General features: G+C 44.2%; 16 protein-coding genes. 6 read left to right on the top strand and 10 right to left on the bottom strand.

Annotated elements, in window-relative coordinates; translation table 11 throughout:
* The first annotated feature begins 98 nt into the window (after positions 1 to 98).
* Positions 99 to 857 (top strand): glutathione S-transferase, encoded by a 759-nt coding sequence (locus ACZ2XM_RS10735; RefSeq protein ID WP_490588875.1) that lies wholly within the window; start codon positions 99 to 101, stop codon positions 855 to 857.
* A 70-nt stretch (positions 858 to 927) separates the two neighbouring features.
* Here the strand turns inward: ACZ2XM_RS10735 and ACZ2XM_RS10730 are convergent, their stop codons facing one another.
* Entirely contained in the window at positions 928 to 2,658 is a 1,731-nt protein-coding gene (locus ACZ2XM_RS10730; RefSeq protein ID WP_490588876.1) for a retron Ec67 family RNA-directed DNA polymerase/endonuclease, read from the bottom strand.
* Positions 2,659 to 3,056: 398 nt separating this feature from the next.
* Positions 3,057 to 4,625 carry an alkyl hydroperoxide reductase subunit F gene (gene ahpF / locus ACZ2XM_RS10725; protein WP_490588965.1) on the bottom strand — a complete coding sequence of 523 codons (1,569 nt, stop codon included), beginning with the start codon at positions 4,623 to 4,625 and terminating at the stop codon, positions 3,057 to 3,059.
* Positions 4,626 to 5,019: 394 nt separating this feature from the next.
* Between ahpF and ACZ2XM_RS10720 the strand changes: the two genes are divergently transcribed.
* Positions 5,020 to 5,244 carry an HP1242/YdcH family protein gene (locus ACZ2XM_RS10720; RefSeq protein WP_490588877.1) on the top strand — a complete coding sequence of 75 codons (225 nt, stop codon included), beginning with the start codon at positions 5,020 to 5,022 and terminating at the stop codon, positions 5,242 to 5,244.
* 302 nt (positions 5,245 to 5,546) lie between these two features.
* On the opposite strand, the gene ahpC is transcribed toward ACZ2XM_RS10720, so the two are convergent.
* Positions 5,547 to 6,113 (bottom strand): alkyl hydroperoxide reductase subunit C, encoded by a 567-nt coding sequence (gene ahpC / locus ACZ2XM_RS10715; protein ID WP_490588878.1) that lies wholly within the window; start codon positions 6,111 to 6,113, stop codon positions 5,547 to 5,549.
* A 590-nt stretch (positions 6,114 to 6,703) separates the two neighbouring features.
* Between ahpC and ACZ2XM_RS10710 the strand changes: the two genes are divergently transcribed.
* A complete protein-coding gene (locus tag ACZ2XM_RS10710; protein ID WP_490588879.1) occupies positions 6,704 to 7,633 on the top strand; it encodes a hydrogen peroxide-inducible genes activator in 930 nt (309 codons plus the stop codon).
* Between the two features lie 63 nt (positions 7,634 to 7,696).
* On the top strand, positions 7,697 to 8,353 hold the full coding sequence (locus tag ACZ2XM_RS10705) for an HD domain-containing protein (RefSeq protein WP_490588880.1): 657 nt from the start codon (positions 7,697 to 7,699) through the stop codon (positions 8,351 to 8,353).
* 93 nt (positions 8,354 to 8,446) lie between these two features.
* Here ACZ2XM_RS10705 and ACZ2XM_RS10700 read toward each other — a convergent pair whose 3' ends face one another.
* The 7 genes from ACZ2XM_RS10700 to ACZ2XM_RS10670 form a co-directional block, all read right to left on the bottom strand.
* Positions 8,447 to 9,097 carry a methyltransferase domain-containing protein gene (locus tag ACZ2XM_RS10700; protein WP_490588881.1) on the bottom strand — a complete coding sequence of 217 codons (651 nt, stop codon included), beginning with the start codon at positions 9,095 to 9,097 and terminating at the stop codon, positions 8,447 to 8,449.
* A gap of 76 nt (positions 9,098 to 9,173) precedes the next feature.
* Complete coding sequence (locus tag ACZ2XM_RS10695; protein ID WP_490588966.1) at positions 9,174 to 9,836, bottom strand: M48 family metallopeptidase; 663 nt, start codon at positions 9,834 to 9,836, stop codon at positions 9,174 to 9,176.
* Positions 9,837 to 9,917: 81 nt separating this feature from the next.
* Positions 9,918 to 11,375 carry a DUF1513 domain-containing protein gene (locus tag ACZ2XM_RS10690; protein WP_490588882.1) on the bottom strand — a complete coding sequence of 486 codons (1,458 nt, stop codon included), beginning with the start codon at positions 11,373 to 11,375 and terminating at the stop codon, positions 9,918 to 9,920.
* Between the two features lie 3 nt (positions 11,376 to 11,378).
* A complete protein-coding gene (locus ACZ2XM_RS10685) occupies positions 11,379 to 12,536 on the bottom strand; it encodes an imelysin family protein (RefSeq protein ID WP_490588883.1) in 1,158 nt (385 codons plus the stop codon).
* Positions 12,537 to 12,641: 105 nt separating this feature from the next.
* Entirely contained in the window at positions 12,642 to 14,252 is a 1,611-nt protein-coding gene (locus ACZ2XM_RS10680) for a di-heme oxidoreductase family protein (RefSeq protein ID WP_490588884.1), read from the bottom strand.
* 427 nt (positions 14,253 to 14,679) lie between these two features.
* Entirely contained in the window at positions 14,680 to 16,152 is a 1,473-nt protein-coding gene (locus ACZ2XM_RS10675; RefSeq protein ID WP_490588885.1) for an imelysin family protein, read from the bottom strand.
* A gap of 262 nt (positions 16,153 to 16,414) precedes the next feature.
* Positions 16,415 to 17,068, bottom strand: coding sequence for a YiaD family glycine zipper/OmpA-like lipoprotein (locus ACZ2XM_RS10670; protein ID WP_490588886.1), 654 nt, complete (start codon positions 17,066 to 17,068; stop codon positions 16,415 to 16,417).
* 604 nt (positions 17,069 to 17,672) lie between these two features.
* Between ACZ2XM_RS10670 and yihG the strand changes: the two genes are divergently transcribed.
* Both yihG and ACZ2XM_RS10660 read left to right on the top strand, forming a co-directional pair.
* Positions 17,673 to 18,626 (top strand): 1-acylglycerol-3-phosphate O-acyltransferase, YihG family, encoded by a 954-nt coding sequence (gene yihG, locus ACZ2XM_RS10665; protein ID WP_490588887.1) that lies wholly within the window; start codon positions 17,673 to 17,675, stop codon positions 18,624 to 18,626.
* A gap of 356 nt (positions 18,627 to 18,982) precedes the next feature.
* A complete protein-coding gene (locus ACZ2XM_RS10660) occupies positions 18,983 to 20,104 on the top strand; it encodes a hypothetical protein (RefSeq protein ID WP_490588888.1) in 1,122 nt (373 codons plus the stop codon).
* Positions 20,105 to 20,200: the final 96 nt, after the last annotated feature.

The following is a 20,200-nucleotide window of genomic DNA, read 5'->3' as shown; positions in this document are numbered from 1 at the left end:
ATGTTAAATGCCATAGTTCTATGATAATCAATGCTAGTGAATACTAAAACGGTGCTGTATATTAAATTTTCATAATATCTATAACTAGAGCTCACCTTATGGCAAAGCCCCTCCTTATCATTGGTAATAAAAACTACTCCACTTGGTCACTGCGCGCTTGGCTATTGCTCAAAGCCTTCGAGGTAGATTTCGATGAGCACCCTATCGAATTATTTGATTCGTCTGCCATACCGATACTGAAAGCCCACTCCCCCACGGGCAAAGTCCCCGTCCTCGTTCATAAGGCAGATGATGGTAGCGCTAATAATGATAAAGCCACGGTTTGGGACACGTTAGCCATTGCTATTTATGCCAACGATTACTTAACGAATAAAGACATTTGGTCAGGGAAATCTAAATCTGAGGTGAATAATAGCAGCGCTACTCTGAATAAAGACCGCGCTTATTGTCAAAGTATCGTAGCGGAGATGCATTCGGGACTGATGGGCGTACGGAGTGAAATGCCGATGAATATTCGCGCAACTGCTCGTATTAAGCCTAGTAAAGCTTGCCTTACTGACCTAGCACGAATTGAAGCAATTTTTGTAGAGTGCCTGCAAAATAGAGCGACTGATAGTTATTTATTTGGCGCGTTTACCGCTGCCGATGCTTTCTTTGCGCCTGTTGTATTGCGGCTACAGACTTATGCTGAAGCTTCAGGAATAGCATTACAGCCGATTACTGCCCAATACAGCCAGACGATATTGAATAATGCCTATGTTAAGCAATGGCGAGAAGCGGCGCTTAATGAGACGCACCGCATTGTAAAGGATGAGGCGGGTGAGATATTGAGTTTGGTTGGGGTGTTGAGCGGTTGATTTTTGTTTAAAGCATTTAAATAACAATCTAATAAATATTAACTATCTATACTTAAGCTACGACTATGAGTTAATTTTTTCTTTTTTCAAAGTCTTCTATAGCTAATTGTATTCTTTCAAAAATTTGGTCAAAATTTGACCAGTCATTTAATACATGGTGCTTTGGCACCACATGAGTAGCAAATAAGGATTTAGGATAGACATTACCGCTTGAAGATTTGGCTGACTTTTCAAAAAACCTTCCGTCAACTTGGATATCAATAATTTCTTCAGAGTAGAAGCTTTCTATATCTGTTTCTTTATCACTTAGTCTAGGTAAAAAAACCACATACATATTATGAGCTATATGATAAAAACCATCTAAACCCGCAGGTCCTTTAATTTTTTTAGAAGTTTGTATATATTTACTTATATCCTTCGACCCTTTATCATTATCTACTAAAATTATTAGTGGATTCTGAGTCTCATCTTTATAATATCTTCTGCAAATCTGACTATAGTCCTTTATTAGTTTCAGGATGTCTGCCGTGCCGCCGCTTCCTGAGATAACATTAAATAATTTATTTTCAAAATTATTAAAGTCAATCTTCTTCCAACCATTAAAATTAGATGGAAGTGGTTGTTTATCTTCATTACGAAACTTTAAATAATGTAACAAATGAGACTTATCCGTCTTACCTTCACCAAAAATAGTTGTTTGTTTTGGATTAAATAAATAACGGTACATTAAATAGTCTTTTAAAACTTTCTCATCTTTTGTAAGACGGTTGTAATTTGGGTAACTATTCTTAATTTTAGGATTATCTTCTCTATAGTCGTGCTCAATCCGAGCAATATAATTAAGCATTCCTTGCAAGCTATCTAACTTATTATCGTCATTAATTTTATCTTTTTTAAACGATTCTTTAAACTCGAAGTCACCCGTAATGCAGAGCTTATGTACTAGAGCACGCACAGTATCTCTATATTTTCTAGGAGTATTAACTCGACAATTTACAGTTAGACCTGTCACCTGCTGCTGTGAATAGAAAAAGCTCATCCTAACTTTTCTAGAATTTATTTCGAAACCACTTTTATTAATTATCTTAGTCAGACTCTGACTCGGAATGTATTCACTCCCCTCAATTGTAAAAGCAATCTCATGAGGAAAAACTCTTTTGTTAGTTGAAAAAGTAATATCATCACAGTATCTAGAATAACTACAACCACATTTTGAAGCCAATTGGGCTAATTTAATATCAAGAATGTGGCCTATTAAGTTTGAGATAACTGGTGAGCAAGGACTGCCCTGAGGAAGAGTATTGTTATAGCAAGCGATTTGGGCAAGAATGGCAGCTACTTTAGGATGAAGTCCAAAATTATTATTAGCAATGAAGAATCCCCTAACCCTTCCAAAGTTAATAGAATCAAAAAAATTCTTTAAATCTATATTAAACACATATCTTTTTTTGACATGAACCTTTGCATGGCTCATTGTTGAAAGACCTTTCTGATAACCGTAGGATAGATTACCTTTAACCCCTCTAATTATATTGATTTCTTTAATACATTTATAAAGCAATTCAGACAAAATTTTTTGAATCTTTTTAAGACCATTAATGGGTGCAAGTATTTTCCTTACACCACCTTGCTTTTTAGGTATCTCAAACTCTTTATACTTTTTCTTATTACTATTATCTTTATCTGTATCTAATATATAGAGATGATATGATAGTATTGAAGGTTTAATTTTAAGTAAGAAAGCAATATCTTGAAGTGTTGTTGCTGATTGAAGTGCTTTCAGATTAGGAGTATAAGCCATAATTTTTCTTAAATATTAAAGTAGAAGACCTACGAATACTCTTATGCCCTTATAGTTATACTCCATAATACTCTACGGAACTCTAAGGATAAGTTTAGGACGGCAAAATCGGCCGTAGCATGAAAATCACTCAAGGTGAAACACCTTGATAAAATCTATTCGTAGGTCTATCAACTAATTTATACAAATATTTAAATATGTCAATAAATTAAGTATAAATAGTTTTAATTTATAGACATATTTATAAATCGAGGCAACAGGAACTCTACTAGCCATTAGTCACCGCTCCAGTGGACGAGCAAGATATGAGCGCAAAGCAAGATTGGCTAAAAAATGAGCACCCGTAAAAAACCACCTCAATGAATGAGACGGTTTTTTTATTTTTCAAAGCTTAAAGCCTACTGCATAACTAGATATTCAAAAGCACTTAGAGCTGCCTTAGAACCTTCGCCCATAGCAATATTAATCTGTTTAAAAGGTACCGTAGTCACATCACCACAAGCAAAGATACCTTTGCGATCTGTCTGGCAGCGCTCATCGATTTCAATCTCACCAAAGCGGTTCATATCGACAAAGCCTTTCACGAATTCAGAGTTTGGCACTAGACCGATTTGCACAAACACTGCTGATAAATCAAGCTCTTTAGTCTCACCGCTGTTGCGGTCTTCATAGACGATTGAACTTACTTTACCGTTGGTAGCTTTGACTTCTTTAGTCGCTACAGATGTCATGATATCGATATTGTCTTTGGAGTTTGCCTTGTTGATAAGCACCTGATCCGCTTTTAAGTTATCTGCAAATTCAAATACGGTCACATGGCTAACGATACCTGCCAAATCAAGCGCTGCTTCGATACCTGAGTTACCACCACCGATGACCGCTACGTCTTTGCCTTTGAAGAATGGACCATCACAATGTGGGCAATACGCCACGCCGTTACCGATATTCTCTTCTTCGCCAGGGACGTTCAGCTTACGCCATTGTGCGCCAGTCGCTAGGATGATACTGCGGGTTTCAAACTGCTCACCTGTATTTAGGTGGATAGCGTAGTTTTCTTCAACCGTTTCAGTGATTTCTCTAACGACTACGTGCTCTTTCAAGGTGACGTCGTACTCTTTTAGATGCTTATAAAAGTTAGCTGACAGCTCGGTACCATTGGTCAATGGGATAGAAATTAAGTTTTCGATATCTTGCGTGTCTTTGACCTGACCACCGATACGGTCCGCGATAAGCGTCACTTTTAAGCCTTTACGAGCGGTATAAATTGCGGCTGCAACACCTGCTGGGCCACCACCAATCACGGTGACGTCTTGCTGCTCAAGCTGCTCTTCATCGCTAGCACTGCCACCTGATAATAGGTCAGGATACTGCTCTTGTAGCTTGTCTAAGATACGCGCGGTGTCCACTTTACCATTGATGAAAGGCTTGCCGTTTAAGAACACTGCAGGGACGCCTTGGATGTTATTGGCTTCCACTTGCTCTTGGAATAAGGCACCATCAATCATCTCATTGCTAATGCCGTCATTTAATAAGGCAAACTGGTTTAACGCTTGCACCACGTCTGGGCAGCTGTGGCAAGACAGCGACACGTAAGTCTGGAACTGCATGGGCTCATTAAAGCGTTTCACTAGCTTTTGTATGCCATCGTCCAGCTTTAGGGTATGACCACCTGCTTGTAAGATAGCTAGGATTAGTGAAGTGAACTCATGGCCCCCTGGGATACCGCTAAAGACGATACCGGTGTCCTGACCTTCTGTCATAACTTTGAAGCTGATGGGGCTTGGCAAAGTGCTATCGCTATCCGCTTCATTAAAGTTAATTTTATGGCTAGTGCCTGCTATTTTGCTTAGAAAATCAATAAGCTCAGCACGTTTCTCATGCTCACCTTGACCCAATACAAAAGTGATTGAACGCGTCATATTTTCGCTATAGCTTTTGACGGCATCTAATAAACCTTGGTCCAACATAGTCATTTCCTCATCTTTCTAATTAGTGTTTATTTAAGTGTTTGAATAAGATGGGACTATTATCAGTCTTCCCCACCTGAACTGCAATCTGAGAAACTCAATCTACGACTTTTAAAAAACCAATCATTATTTAATAATTGTTTTGAAAAACAAATACTAACGGAAATAATACTTTGTGTTATTGCTTGATAATTTCATTGGAGAAAGGCGCTGTTATTAGATACACTCATAGGGATATCTACGCAATAGTATGGTCATTATGCTAGGCAAATAGACGTGATGTTTCATGAGTTACGGGGTTTTCCTACCGGTGTCCAAGATTGCTTCCTTGGTATCAAAGCGGGCTGTCTATGGCTCGAGTCACTATATTATTTATTTATACAAGGAAAGTATTATGTTGCATGAAAATACTGATTTGATTAATGAACTTAAACAGTCTGATGCCCATTTTGCCAAAATGTGTGATGAGCACAGCCAACTGGATATGGAAATTGGCAAGTTAGCAAATGATGTCGTCAAGCACGCCAGTCGAGATGAAGAGATCGAAGTCAAAAAACGCCGCAAGCTCCAACTCAAAGATGAAATCTATCGAACCGTAGAAAAACACAGTAAGGCATAACTTTAGCCCTCTACCACAGCGCTGAGTCTTACTAGCTGGCTCTTACGAAGTTAGGTCTATAACAGTTACCTTTAGCTGCGCTTACCTGGTTATTTATTAACACGACTTATCAGCGCTACTTATTAACGCTACTTATTGACGTTATTTACTAACCTAACATAATTTGGCGGTTTCAGGTCAGCAGCAATGCCCTAACCTCCCAGCCAAATTATGCATAATAAAAACCCCACCTACTCACGCAGATGGGGTTTTTATATTGTAGACTCTAAGAAAGAGCCACAACTTACTAATTAAAGGCTAGCTTAGATTTTACCAACTAAATCTAGGCTTGGCTTTAGAGTAGCGTTACCTTGTTCCCAAGCAGCTGGGCATACTTCGCCGTCGTTTTCACGAACGTACTGAGCAGCTTTAACTTTACGAACCATATCTTTAGCGCTACGGCCGATGCCTAGGTCATGAATTTCAGCTACTTTGATTAGGCCATCTGGATCGACTAAGAAAGTACCGCGTAGTGCTGCGTTGTCTTCTTCGATCATGATGTTGAAACCGCGAGTGATTTTACCAGTACCATCACCTAGCATTGGGTAAGTCACTTTGCCGATAGCTTCTGAAGAGTCATGCCATGCTTTATGCACGAAATGAGTGTCAGTAGACACAGCGTAAACTTCAACGCCTAGGCCTTTTAATTCTTCGTAATGGTTGGCCATGTCTTCTAGTTCTGTAGGGCATACAAACGTGAAGTCATGTGGGTAGAACATAAAGATCGCCCAGCTGCCTTTGACGTCTTCAGACGTGATGGTTTTGAACTCACCATTTACAAAAGCTTCAGTTGAAAATTCTGGGATTTCTTGATTGATAATAGCTGCCATGATTGGCTCCTTTTTAGTTAAGGTTTAGTTATGAATTAAATAAAGAGAGGGTAATCACTTGAGCCGCATCGACTCCTATTACCGCTAATCACAATACTCATTTCTTAGGGAGTATCTGCTTATAGTAGTAAGACTATCAGATGCTTATGTCAGCTTAGTGACTTGGTTATCTCTAGTAGTAGTTGAGAACAAGATTAACTATACGCTAAATCTATAATTAATCTAATTAAAAGTTTTTAATATGATGATTTGTTTTATAAAACTTGCTACAATATTTGACCATTCTATAGCCGCTTAAATTTTTTGGCAATAGCTTAGCGACTGCTTTGTTATAGCCATACTATAGGTAGATTTATAGCCTTAAGCGATTTAATAATATAACAAGGATTCACGAATAGCTGTGTTAGATATCCGTGTGAATTGTTAACGAAACCTTTTTTAATTAGAAGACTTTACATCACCTATCCAACACTGAATACTGTGCTTTTGGTGTGGACATCCTTATCGTACAATCCAGGCCTGCGCTAAGTCATAGCTTATAAGCTAGATACCACCCTCTATAACCCTTAAAATATTTTAAGAGAGCCGCTATGATCACCCTACGTCAATTAGAATTTGCCCTAGCCGTCGCCAAACACCGTCACTTTAAGCGGGCTGCTGAAGAGTGTAGCATCTCGCAATCGGCGCTAAGCTTGGGTATTGCTGAGCTAGAAAAACAGTTGGACACGCAAATATTTGAGCGTAATAACAAGCAAGTATTGATTACTCCTATTGGCGAAGAAATTTTGACCCGTGCGCAGCGTGTATTTTCTGAAGTACACGATTTGACGACGCGCGCGCATAGCCATCAGACCCCGCTGGCTTATCCGATGACCGTGGGCATTATTCCTACTATCGCGCCTTATCTGCTGCCTAAAGTACTCCCGGCTATGAAAAGCCAGTACCCTAACTTTCGCATGACTATTGTAGAAAACCAAACTGAGCGCCTGTTAGAGCAAGTGCGCTATGGTCATATCGATACCGCTATCATTGCCCTACCGTATCCGGTTGAAGGGCTGCATACTTTTGACTTTTGGTCAGAGAATTTCTTTGCCGTCTTCCCCAGTGATGATGTGCATGCCAAACTAGAGACTATCAATGCGGATGAGCTGGCCACAGCAAACCTTATGTTATTGGGTGAGGGTCACTGCTTGACCGACCAGGCGCTATCGGTGTGCCATTTTGATAAGAATGAGATGAAGTCAAACTTTTCAGAGGCGAGCCTGAACACTTTGATTCAAATGGCATTGGCCAATATGGGCACGACTTTAGTCCCTGATATGGCTTTGGACCAGCTGCATCTACAAAATCAAAATGCTGTCGCTATTCCGTTAGCCGAAGCTGGACCGCATCGTCATATTGCCTTTGTTACCCGCTTAAATTATGCGCGGGTAGATGATGTCAATCTATTGGGGGAAGTGTTTGGTGAAGCGCTGCATGCCGATAAAGACGCTAAACAAAAGAGCGAGCACACGGCTTAAGATAGCTCATTTATGGCGCATAGGTAAGGCACGGCTGCAGCGGCAAGAGAGAGGGCGAAAGAGATGACTGCAACGCTTAAAAACCGTTTTATTCAGCATTTACAGGCCTTGTCGCCAGACCTAGCAGCGGCAACTATAGAGCCGCTTTGGCAAGATATCGAGCAGCGCTATGCAGAGCCGCAGCGGGCCTATCATACACTCGCCCATCTTGAGTTTATCTTCGCGCAGTTTACTGGTATTAGCGAGCTCTTGCGTCAACCGCATCTAGTAGCAATGGCGCTGTTTTATCACGATATTATTTATCATGTAGGGGATAAGACAGCCGCGCCTACCGTTACCAAGAGCAATGAGGCGTTAAGTGCCGACCATGCTACAACCCAACTTAGGGACTGGCTCAATCCTGTACAGATTCAGCGCATCTATGAGTTAATTTTACTTACGGAAACGCATCAGCTGAGCGATGCTGCAGATAGCGATGCCGCTTACCTATTAGATTTAGACTTAAGTGTGTTAGGGGCCGCTTGGCTGACCTATCAGAACTATGCGGAGGCCGTGCGTTTTGAATACCAACACGTGCCACTAGAGACCTATCGACTAGGACGTACCAAGGTTTTAAAGCAGTTGTTAGGCCATGCTAGATTATATATGACAGAGCAGTTTTACACGCAATGTGAGGAGTCTGCTAGAGCCAATATAGCGCGAGAACTGCAGATGCTATAAAGACTCTAACAGCGGTTTAACGCTTAGCTGGGCTAGGCAGTTAGCCATTTAAAGCTTAGTCGTTAAAAGCTTAGCCGTTAAAAACTTAGCTGTTTAAGGCTTAGCTTTAAGAATAATAAACAGCTCGCTACCTTGGCGTGCTGGATGCGAATTATGGCACTGCTCCATCACTTCGATATCGAAATAAGGGGCAAACAATTCGCGATATTCCGCTTCTGTGCCACCAAATGGCGGCGTAGGCCTACCAAAGTCTTTATCAAATAACAGTCCCACCAATTTGCCGCCCGGCTTGAGTAAAGTATGCATTTGCTTGACATAGTCGGGACGCATATTGGGATCAATAGCGCAAAAGAAAGTCTGCTCGATAGCCAAGTCAAACTGATACTGCTCAGGCGCTAGCGCAAAAAAGTCAGCACAGACCAAGTGGTCTTTGGGAAAGTCAGGATAGCGGCGCGCAAAGCCCTCTAATGGCGGCGTAACGATGTCAAAGACAGTCACTTGGGTAAAGCCCTGCTCGTGCAAATAGCCGACCTCATAGGCGTTGCCTGCGCCAGCGACCATAATGGCTTTGGTTTTATCTGCTGCGGGTAATTGGTCGATATAAGCTTGAATTGGTGGTGACACTTGCCCCATATCCCAACCTAACTGTCCCGCCTCATAACGCTCTTGCCAAAAGTCTGCATCTACCTTCACCCGTTGTCCGGGTTGTAAACCAGAGATATCTACTGCACTGCCTTCATCCATGACTCATTTCCTTGTTAGCTTTGATTACCTTATGGTCATCACCTAGTATAAGTATCTTATATTTAACCAATTTTAGCTAATCTATCTCGCGATTGTCTAGAGAGCCATCGCCCTTCCCGGCCAACATATCATGCCACTGCTGATACGCTGGCATCGCCTTAGCGACTTCTTGCCAAAAAGCCTGGCTGTGATTGGCATGATGTAAATGACAGAGCTCGTGGACGATGACGTATTCTGTGCATTCGATAGGATAAGCTGGGAGATAAACCGATAACCAGACCCGCCGCGCTCGCACATTACAACTGCCCCAACGCGTGGTCATCTTTTTGATGCGCTGCTCATGGGCGGCCTTGCCTACGATAGGTTGCCATTTGGCAAACAAGGTAGGCATCACTGCCGCTAACTCTTGCCGATACCAAGCTAACCGCTGTAGCTCACTCATAACGCCCTCTTGTGCCACGCCCCACAGTCTTAGTGCTTGGCGTGCCTCGCCACCCTGTTGGACTTGCTCGCGGGCTTGCTGCGCCGCTATAATTTTAGGGTGCTGCGTCAATATCCACTCTAAGCGCTGCTCAATAGACTGAGCAATGCGCTCATGGCTTAATCGCGCAGGCGCAGACACTACTAATAGCTGCGGCTTTAGACGAAAATTAATATTTTTGACGCGTTTACGTTGCAGCTGCAGTTGAATACCCGCGGCTAGCAAGACCTGTTGCAGGTCTCGATAAGCGGCGGGCAGTGTTGGAGATTGAGGTAAGGTATGTTCGGAAATAGGAGAGGATGACAAAACAGTGGCTCAAGACAAAGAGATACTGCAGTTTTATAACGCCTGCAGGTGATTGTCAAATGACATCTTGTGATAGACCGCTGTAACGATCACTTGCCAGCTATTATCAGTAGTAAAATCCAAAGTTTGCTCACTTATTTTTTGTGAGGCAGCTGTCATTCGACTTAGCGTTAATGCTGTGATACTGCCTTGACCATCACTGACAATAAAACCTGCCTGTTTAGGCTGAGCCACCGCAGTTTTAATGACTGACGCGCCGGCACAATCGGGCAAAGTGACCACATCGATAAGCTGGCGCGTGGTTAGGTCATAAACCGCAGCACAGCCACCAATAGGCGTGGTCACACACAAAAGATTGTGCTCGTCGTCCATCGCCACACTGGCGATATATTGATGGAAACACTGCCACTGATTTTGGGGCATTTGCAATGGGGTAAAGTCTGTATCCCCGCGTTGATGGGTTAATACTAGCGGCACGTTAATATGCTTGGGGCCTTGGAACTGAATACCAATCATGACCGTACCATCGCGGTGAATATCTAAATGGCGCACACTCATCTGCGGGTGCTGAGGAACGATCTGTTCTAATAGCATGCCATCATGCCGATTAAGGTAAGCCAAAGACGGACGCATACTGTCGAGATTTAGCTCATCGCGAGAGGCCTTTTCAGTCTTGATACCACCATTGGCAATGATTAAAGTCTCTCCATCCGGATGCATAACCAGCTCATGGGGGCCGATACCATGCGAGTCAAATTCCTTGACCTTTTGGTAGCCTTGCCTCGCGTCATACACACCAATTTTACCGGCTAGGCTGACCGTGTCATTTTCGGTGACATAGAGATAATCCCCATCGAGACTAAAGCAAGCATGGCCATAAAAATGACGGTCGCTTTGTGCCTTTATAGTATGACGCAGCTCACCGTTCGTAGTATCCAACACCCAAAAGTGCTCGCTTGGGCGGCGACCCATGACCACCACTTCGCGTATTTTAGTAGCAGTCGTAGCATCTGTTCTAGTGTATGTTGTAGCGCCTGTTTTAGTAATGATGCCATCTGTAGCAGGTTGTACCACGATATCGTGGACCCGCTCAGACATGGGCGTTTGCCAAACAATCTGGCGCTCGCTATCTACTCCAACGACCCCATAACCGCCTTCGACTAAAGCCGCTACCCCACTGACCCATTGCACCGTATCAACAGCTGTATCTGACTGATGGCTAGTCGCTAAATAATGAGACTCGCTAGGAGTTGCGGATGCCGTTTCTAAGGCAAATTCGCTGTCTTGATAGGCGTTAATAAAGGCTTTCGCCCCGATTTGACCTGCCCGCGCTAGCTTTAACAACTCACTTTTTACGCCTGCGGGATAGTCAGCTAACCGCGCAGTCTCAATAGACTGGCTGCGGTAGCGATGGTGTACGGCTATAATCGCGGCGGTCCCTAAAGTCGACCAAGCGAGCGTTTTTACCGTTTGTTGCACTGGGCTAGTCATGGCTTAATCGCCATCGGTGCTATTAAAGCCGACGCGGATACCTAAGGTAGGAATCAGTTCGCGTTTGATAATTTGCGTCACCGTCGTCAAGTGGTCATAAAGCTTCTGTTGCGTCGCTTTATCCGCTTGGCTGATGTCTTCTGGCATTTGTGCCAATAGCGTGCTTGTATCGGCTAGCGCGGTCGATAGCTTATCGCCGACTGCAGAATCAGTGTTATCGCGGCTTAAAATGGCGGTTAATACCGGATCAGTAAAGGCTTGGTTTAGGGTAGCGAGCTTGGCGTTAATAATAGCGCGGCTCTGCCCTGCCGTCATAGCGGGCACATGACCTTTACTCTTACCGTTTAAGCCTAATGGCTGCTCGATAGCGCTCGATTTCATAGTTTCAATCAGCGATAACAAGGAGTTGACCCACTGGTTGAGGCCTTGGTCTGAGCTGGCCGTTTGGTCGATAGCCAAAAGACTCACAGAATCTTTTTGCCAAGTCGCTTCAATATCTTTAAGACGAGTGGTCAAAGCTTCACTGGCACTAATGACGTAAGCACACTGCGCAGCCTCTAAACGGTCATTGGCATAGAGCGCTTCTTCCAAGCCTGGCACCCCTTGCACGATAGCACTCTCTTGCGCCAGTTGTGTAGGGGTGAGATTCGGATTGGCAGCGATTAGATCAGCGACTCCGCTATGCACTAGGCCACGCTCATCAGGATAGTAGTTGATATAAAGGTTGCTCATGCTTTGGGTCGCTGGACCAAAATTAATCATCTCAGCACCGGCCCAAGCTTGTGCTAATTTGAGCCACTGCTCGCGCAGCTCGGTTAGCGGTGCACCTTGCACACTACCACTCGCACAATGCTTAATAGCTAAATCGTGTAGCGCTTGGCTCTGTGCAGCGGCATCGCTATAAGCGGGGACCACAATGTCATCAGCCACGTGCGTCAGGTAGGCCTTTTGCGTGTCTGCTGAAATCGTTACCGGGGTAATTTTGCTAGTACTTGCTGTATCGGTGGCCGGCGTCTGTTGTGCTGCCGACTCATTACTGACTTCACTTTCGCTGGCAGCTGTATCAGTAGACACAGCGTCATCATTAGGTTTGGCGCAGCTGATTAATAGACCAGCACTCAGCGCAGAGATGGCCATAGCAATGGCGTGATGTTTTTTCATAAAGGTCTCGTTATCGGAGTCTTACGGTGTATTGCACCCATTATCGCTGCGCCAGCCCTATAATCGAGAGCTGAGCGACAGCCTAATGAATAGTATAGTAAATCGTTATAAAGACAGTAGAAAAGCATTGAGCGCTTCTCGACCTTTTTTGTCAAGCTTGAGAACTTGCTGTTTTTGTTGCTCAGCCTCGCCGCCATGCCACAGCACCGCTTCCATCGGAGTGCGAGCGCGGCCATCGTGTAAGAAAGTCGCTTGGGCATCAACCGTTTGCGCCAAGCCGATACCCCATAACGCTGGGGTACGCCACTCAAAAGAATTGGCCAAAAACTCAACTTGCGCACTCTTGGGCGGCAGCTTACCAGCGATAGTCCGATCTGCTAAATCGTCGCCCATATCATGCAAGAGCATATCGGTATAAGGGTAGATAATTTGCCCGTGTTGCTCTAAGCGGTCATCATCGGTGGTCGGCAGTTTATAGCGCGGGGTATGGCATTGCACACAGCCCATATCGTAAAACTGTTTTTTACCGGCCAATACCACTGGATCATCAGCATTACGGCGGTGCGGTACCGCCAAGTTGCGCGTATAGAACTCTACAAACTTAGCCACATCATTGCTGACCTCAACTGGAGGACCGCCATCGCCTTGCTCATCGGCACCCGTAGGCGCGTTTAAACAATCGGGCTGATTTTTCGTGCAGGATTCTATCGGGCGAATTCTCGAGGTCAGCCCCATATCTTCGTTAAAGGCACTCTGGTTTTGCGTTAATAAGCGTGTCTGTCCAGCCTTCCAACCAAAGCGACCTAGCGCCGTCTTACCCGTCTGTGGGTCGAGCACCCAGTTGTATTTACCGGTAACCCCATTGCCATCTTTATCTTTCGCATCCGCCTGACGTTGAATATCAGCATCCGGGATTTGCTCTAATAACCCCAGACCAATCATCGGCAGCGCTATCCTTGGCGAGACCATTAGCTCAGGGTCAAACTCGCCATAACCGGGATTGCTCAAGGTATAAGTAGGCCGACGTAAAGTCTCAACGTGACCATCGGCAAATTTTACCGGTACAGGAGTCCATTTTACTTGGACGCGGGCTTCTGCCGCGACGCCCTGAATACCGCGGTCTTGCAGCTGGCCACCATAGACCGCATGGGGGATTTTTTCGACTAAAGAATTTTGCAGCTGCTGTTGCTGCTCAGGCGTGGTCGCGGGCATGGCCAAACGAATCAGCAAACTATCAGCATCGTCATCAGCGCTCATGGGCGCATGGCCACGACCATCTTTGATATGGCAAGACTGACAAGCGGCCACATTAAATAATGGCCCTAGCCCATCACGGCTGTCTGTACTGGCGGGCGCGACCACCCAAGGTTGCCGAAAAAAAGCATTGCCAATGAAGAAGTCGCCTTTACGCGAGGCAGGAATATTTGAGGAAGGTTTGGAGTAGCTCTCACTGGTGGTGATAGTAATGCCGGTGTCGCCGCCCTGTTTGACCTCTTGCGGATCAAAGGTGAGCAGCGTCTTATAAGGCACTCCAGCCAATTGCTCAAGGGTTTGTTCGCGAGCATTTAACTCAGAGTCTGCGGTTTTATCTTGGTCAGTATTAGCCGGCGAACAGGCTGTTAAGCTTAACAAGCTGCACAACATACCGCTCAGCAAAGTCCCACTAAGGCGCAAAGGTGTAGCTGCTTTTACTTTATCACGAGACGTTATAACCATTTAATTCTAGTTCCTTTAGGGTACTACTGATAAGACATAACTTGCTCTCATGCAGCTTGGCCTATGGCCCAACTCACCTTAATTCGTCCCTGACCCTTCACTTCCTATCGCTATGTCTAACTATCACCATAATAAAGGCGCTAATCACTAGCGTTATTTTACCTGAATCACCCTTTACCTAAACAGCACTTTTTGTGACCCTGCTTTTATCTAAATCGCACTTTTAAAAAACCGATTGCTAAACTTAGATAATAGTGAAAACCTATAATAGGTTAAAACTGGGAAACGGTGAAAACCTGTGAGACGATAAAAACGCAAACACACCGCCAGAATGCTCTGACAGTGTGGGGATAAAGCCGCTAATGACTATTAAGAGTCGCTGTTAACGCAATCTTGGTTAAAAACCCTTAAAACTGCTTATAACCGCCTAAAACATTGACCCTGCATCCGCATCTAAATTATCAATACCAACGGCTTTAGCCGCATTTTCAATGCCTACAGTTACTTGTTTCAAGTCATTGATAGCCGCTTCCATCCAACTACGGCGCTGCGTTTGCTCTTCAGCAGAGATACCATGCTTACTGGCTTGACCGACGGTAGCAATCATTTGATCCACTCTAATACCATCTTTTTCGCCTTTACTCACGATAGTGTTGAAGCTATCAGCCACTTTATTAAAGTCAGCGGCTAGTTTATCCGCTTCAGCTTTATGACCACTGTCCATCAAGTACTGTTTGATGCCGTAGCCGCCAATAGACTCCCCCGCTACCGTTTTGTAGCTGCCATTAAAGACATTGTCGATACCACGAGCATTGTTGGCATAGCTTAGATGGGTCAAATCACTAAAGCACTCGTGCTCATCTTCGGTAGAGCCCGTGACAAAGGCTACCTGCATGCGCTCAGAGGCCAACTCACCTAAAGATAAGCTGCCCATTTGGTACATGATTTGGCGCAAAGCATTACTGTTTTTGCGGGTCATAAAATCACTGCGCAAGGTATTGGTACTATCAGGCTGCCATTCAGCGACCATATCGGTTAAATCATTCACCAATAAGGTAGCAGCGGCTTTTAGATAGGTGCCACGACGCTCACAAATCGTCACGCCTTCATTGACCGTATCACCGCTGGTGCATTTACCCTCTTCAGTCAGATAATCACTGACCGGACGCTCGCCAGCACCAGGCCCTGTACCATTCAGGTCTTGACCCCATAATAGAAACTCAATGGCATGGTAGCCAGTCGTTACGTTGGCTTCACTACCGCCAATCTCATTCATCTCAGCCAATAGCTCAGGCGTGATTTGCTTAGTATCTTGGCTCACACTGCCGACTTTAATACTATCGCTATTAATGATGTTGTCTTTAGCGTTATATTCGCCTTCGTAGCTGTCGCTTACGTAATCGATTAACGCTTCATCCAATGGCCAAGCATTCAATTGCCCTTCCCAACCATCGATGCTGCCAATTTTACGTTTATCATCTGCAGTGACAAAGCCTTCATCAAAACGGAAAACTTCAGTTTGTGAGTAAGGCTGACGCGCTGCTTTATAGGCCGCTTTTGCTGCTGCTAAGTTTTCTTCAGTTGGCGTTGCTACAAAAGTATCGATAGCCGCTTGTAATTTTTTGGCTTCGGCTAAGGAATCTTCATAGGCCGCTTGTGCCATATTGGCATAGCTGACCGCGAGACGGTCGATATGCGCATCGCTAGCTGAGGCGGTGACCGCTTGACTGTCGGTTGTCTCTACGGCTTGCGCATTGTCTGCTGTTACTGCCTCTTCATCCGCCTTTTTCGTACAGCCCGTGATGCTTAACAGTCCTGCGAGAGCGAGGGCTACTGCCATCGGCAACGCTTTAGAGGGTCGATTGGTCATACTAGTGGTCGTAGACGAATGATTTTGCATGCAAATCCTTAAAGACGAATAAAGAGTAAGTTAATAATTTTAATCAATAAAGTAACAACTAATTCAAGTAAAATTCATGAATAACGGTAATTATAATGTTATTGAGAATGATTATCAAATTAAATTTTGCTCAAAAAAAAGCCAACCCTAAGGCTGGCTTTTTCTAACTTACTCAAAAACAGCTCACATTTTTTTTTGAGCAGGCTACCAAATAGAGATTCTCTCAAATAAATAAAGAAGTTCTCTACCAAGTTAGTTGATTCTAGTTAACGCTTTGTGGAGCATTAAGCGTTAGCTCAACACGACGGTTTTGCTGACGACCCGCTTCTGTGTTGTTAGTAGCTACTGGACGTGACTCACCGTATGGGATAACTTGGATACGGTTATAAGAAACGCCACGTTGGCTTAAGTAGCTGGCTACTGCGTTTGCACGTTGCTGAGATAGGTTCATGTTGTAACCTGCATCACCTTTACTATCGGTATGACCCGCGATAGTGATAGTGTTTTGGTTGTACTCAACTAGCGTAGAAGCCAATTTGTCTAAAGTTGGTTTGAAAGAGTTGTTTAGCGTAGCATCATCAAAAGAGAAAGTGATACTGCCTGGCATAACTAGGTCGATGTTACCATTTGGGTTCTGTTGTACAGAAACGCCAGTACCTTGCATTTGTTGCTTAAGCTTATTGGCTTGGTTCTGCATATACAGACCAATACCACCACCAACAGCAGCACCAATGGCAGCATCACGGCCAGTTTTATCACCGCCCGTTGCTTTAGAAATAGCTGCACCGCCTAAACCACCAGCTAGAGCACCAAGAGCGCCTTTATTGATTTGTGTTTGACCGGTCATTGGGTCAGTAGCACAACCGGCTAGCATCATGCTAGAAGCCACAGCAGCGATCATAAGTTGGTTACGCATAATATATTCCTCATATTTTGTGACAAGCCGCTCACCACTATAACTGCTAACATAAAGTCTCAGTCTAGGCAAAATCAGCTTTTAAGTGTTGTTTTTTTAAGATAAATAAGTCGTCTTTATCGTTTCTTATTATCCCAAGTGTAATCTAACTGTGTGTAATATTTTGTCACATCTCTGTATAAGTAGTGCGCTTAGTCTCTTTAGCTCTGATATATAAATAAGCTTATTTTGCCAAGCTGTGTACTCCGATAAATACGCTCACAAGTGTAGACCTATGGCGTTCATACTAAGCACTGGTACAACAGGCGTGCACTGATATAATAAATTATTACAGCTCTATTCCTACTTTAATCGCCCGATTGACTGAGCGTTGTTAATACCTGTTTTTAATAACCGCTTTTAATAGTTAGCTATTGGGTGCATTGAACTAAATATTCATTTAATATCAGAGCATTAGCTGATTTTCAGCAAGCCGTTTAATAATAAATATCAGCCACTATTATCGCTAGCTATTATGCTACGTTTATTTTGCATGCCCTTTTAGTGTGCTAGCCCGCGTCTTATAAACTGGCTTAGAAAATGTCATTAATTTGCAAGGATAATTATGCGTGCCGCTTCTTTAATTCAACGTCTTCATAATAAAAAACCGAAGCTTGGTAAAGCCGTTTCATTCAGCGCTGCCACTGGGGTCATTTTAGCCAACAGTTTTGGTGGCGGTATCCCACTTTGGTTAATGGGCGCTACAAAAATATTAACGGGTGCCAAAATCGCTGATGACACGGTGATTCGCATTGCCGACCACTGGATTCGCAGTAACAATGCGGTCATTAATCACCTATTGCCCAAAAAAGACTGGCGTATTAACTTGCCTGCTGATGTGCGCCCTGATGGCCAGTATCTCCTAATTTCAAACCACCAATCTTGGGTGGATACCAGCATCGTGCAATATATCAGCGAAGACCGTTTGCCATTAACACGCTTTTTTACGAAATTTGAGCTGATTTATATCCCTATCGTCGGCCAAGCCTTTTATTTCTTAGATTTCCCGATGATGCGTCGTCATTCTAAAGAAGCCATCGCAAAAAATCCTGAGCTTAAAGACCAAGATATTATAGAGGCCAAGCGCGCTTGTGAATTATTAAGAGACAAGCCTTTTACGCTGCTGAACTACTTAGAAGGCACACGCTTCACCCCGGAAAAGAAGGCCAAACAAGACTCTCCTTATAAGCATTTGCTAAAACCTAAAGCCGGCGGTTTATCCTTAGCCATTGGGGCATTAGGCAGCCAAATTGATGGTATTTTAGACATGACTATCGTCTATCCAGACGGCAAGCCTAACTATGCTGATCTTTGGAAAGGCGATATTACCCGTCTTGGTGTAGACGTGCGCCATATCGATATGCCTAAGCCATTATTTGACGCTATTGTGGCGGGTAATTATGAGAAAGACGCTGAGGTTAAGGCCGAAATGTTTACTTGGTTGGATGATGTTTGGGCACAAAAAGATGCTCTCATCGACACTATGTTGGCAGAGTTTGATACGCCAAAATCAGATTAATCGCTACTAGACCGATGCTCCGCTAAGCGGCTTTTAATACGCACTGGTAGTTAGTAATATTTAGCTAATGATTAATAAATAGTAAATGCAGTGTCCTCTTAATAAGTATTTTCTTAAATAGGGGGATGCTGCTTTTTAGCTTTTAACCTTTAAAAGGCAGCTATAGTCAACCCTAGTTAAAACTAGCATACGGCGAGTCACGGGTTAAATACGCCGAAAGCATTAGCCCCTCGTTGAGCAATCAAACTACGCAATCCCTTGATTTTTTTTGTGAGTCAATTCACTATACCTACTGAATCAATGCCGTAACTTCCCTACCCTAATTTCCCTTAGCCACTCCTATTGAGCGCCTCTATATGTCTGTTACTGAGGTGGCCGCTGTGCCGCCCTCCGACTCGTCTGACCCTAAGCCTGCTGACCCTAAGCCTATTGGTGATAAGCCTACCAAACCCAGTAAGCCTAAGCTCGTTTACGATATCGCTATGGTCGTGATTATTATCATCGACCTGAGCCTGATTGCCCTCGATAATATTTTTATGAGTGCCACCTTCTCACAGCTGATTGCTAGGTTGAGTTTCGAGGCCAATACTAGCGCTATGACAATAGTGGGTTGGTTAATGTATTATCGTGAGCATATTCACGAGCCACTGCGCGGCGCAGGGGGTATCTTTACAGTATTCCTAGTGTTTGAGCTGCTAGTACGTTGGGCGCTCGCTATTAAAAACAAACGCTATTATCGTTGGTTTTTCTTTCCGTTTGCGCATTGGTACGAGGTGCTGGGCTGTTTACCGCAATTGCGTGCGCTGCGTTTACTGCGAGCTGTCATTATTGGTCACCGTCTCTATCAGCTAGGCTATCAAGTGCTGCCGGCCTCTTGGTTGGCTACCGGTAAATTCTATTTTGAGGTGGTTTTAGAGGAGCTGTCCGACCGGGTTATCCTGACGGGGCTGAGTAACATCCGCCATCAGTTTCAGGATACTGAGGCCTCAAGAGCCCTGATAGCCAAGACCATTCAACGCAATCAAGTCGAGGTTGAAGCCGCCCTAGTCGCCTTATTAAAACAGGTCATTGAGCCGCATATCACAGCCAAGCCCGGCAGCGCTACCCCACCTGCTGTCTCGCAATTTTTGGCCACAGAGGTGGGCGCGGCAGTACAGGAAGGTTTAGCGAATACCCCCGAAATTAGCCGCTATCTGAAGCTAATTCCCATTGCAGGCACGCTGATCTCAGGGCAGCTGCTACAGATTGGTCAGCACGTCGGTGAAAATGTGGTATTGTCGCTGAATAAACGCTTGCTTGAACCGCAATCCTTGGATAAGGTATTGCAAGAAGTCGTGCATGGTATTGTGACTTTGGATATGAGTAACCCAGCTTTAGAATTGGTGGTAAAGTCGCTGATCGAAGACACCCTCGATGGTTTAGAGGCGCAAGTGAAAGTGCAGCAGTGGAAGCACTCTCAATATCTGAAGATGCCATAACCTTACAGCCGTAATAATTAATACTCTGTTGGCTGTGCCATTTAAGCGACCCCCTTCCCTATAAATTTACTATACTTTTGATACGTTTTAAGGATT

Source organism: Psychrobacter sp. CoH-33_TS_01, assembly GCF_058189395.1.
The sequence above is the reverse complement of the archived record's forward strand: the minus strand, read 5'-3'. Positions and strand labels throughout refer to the sequence as shown.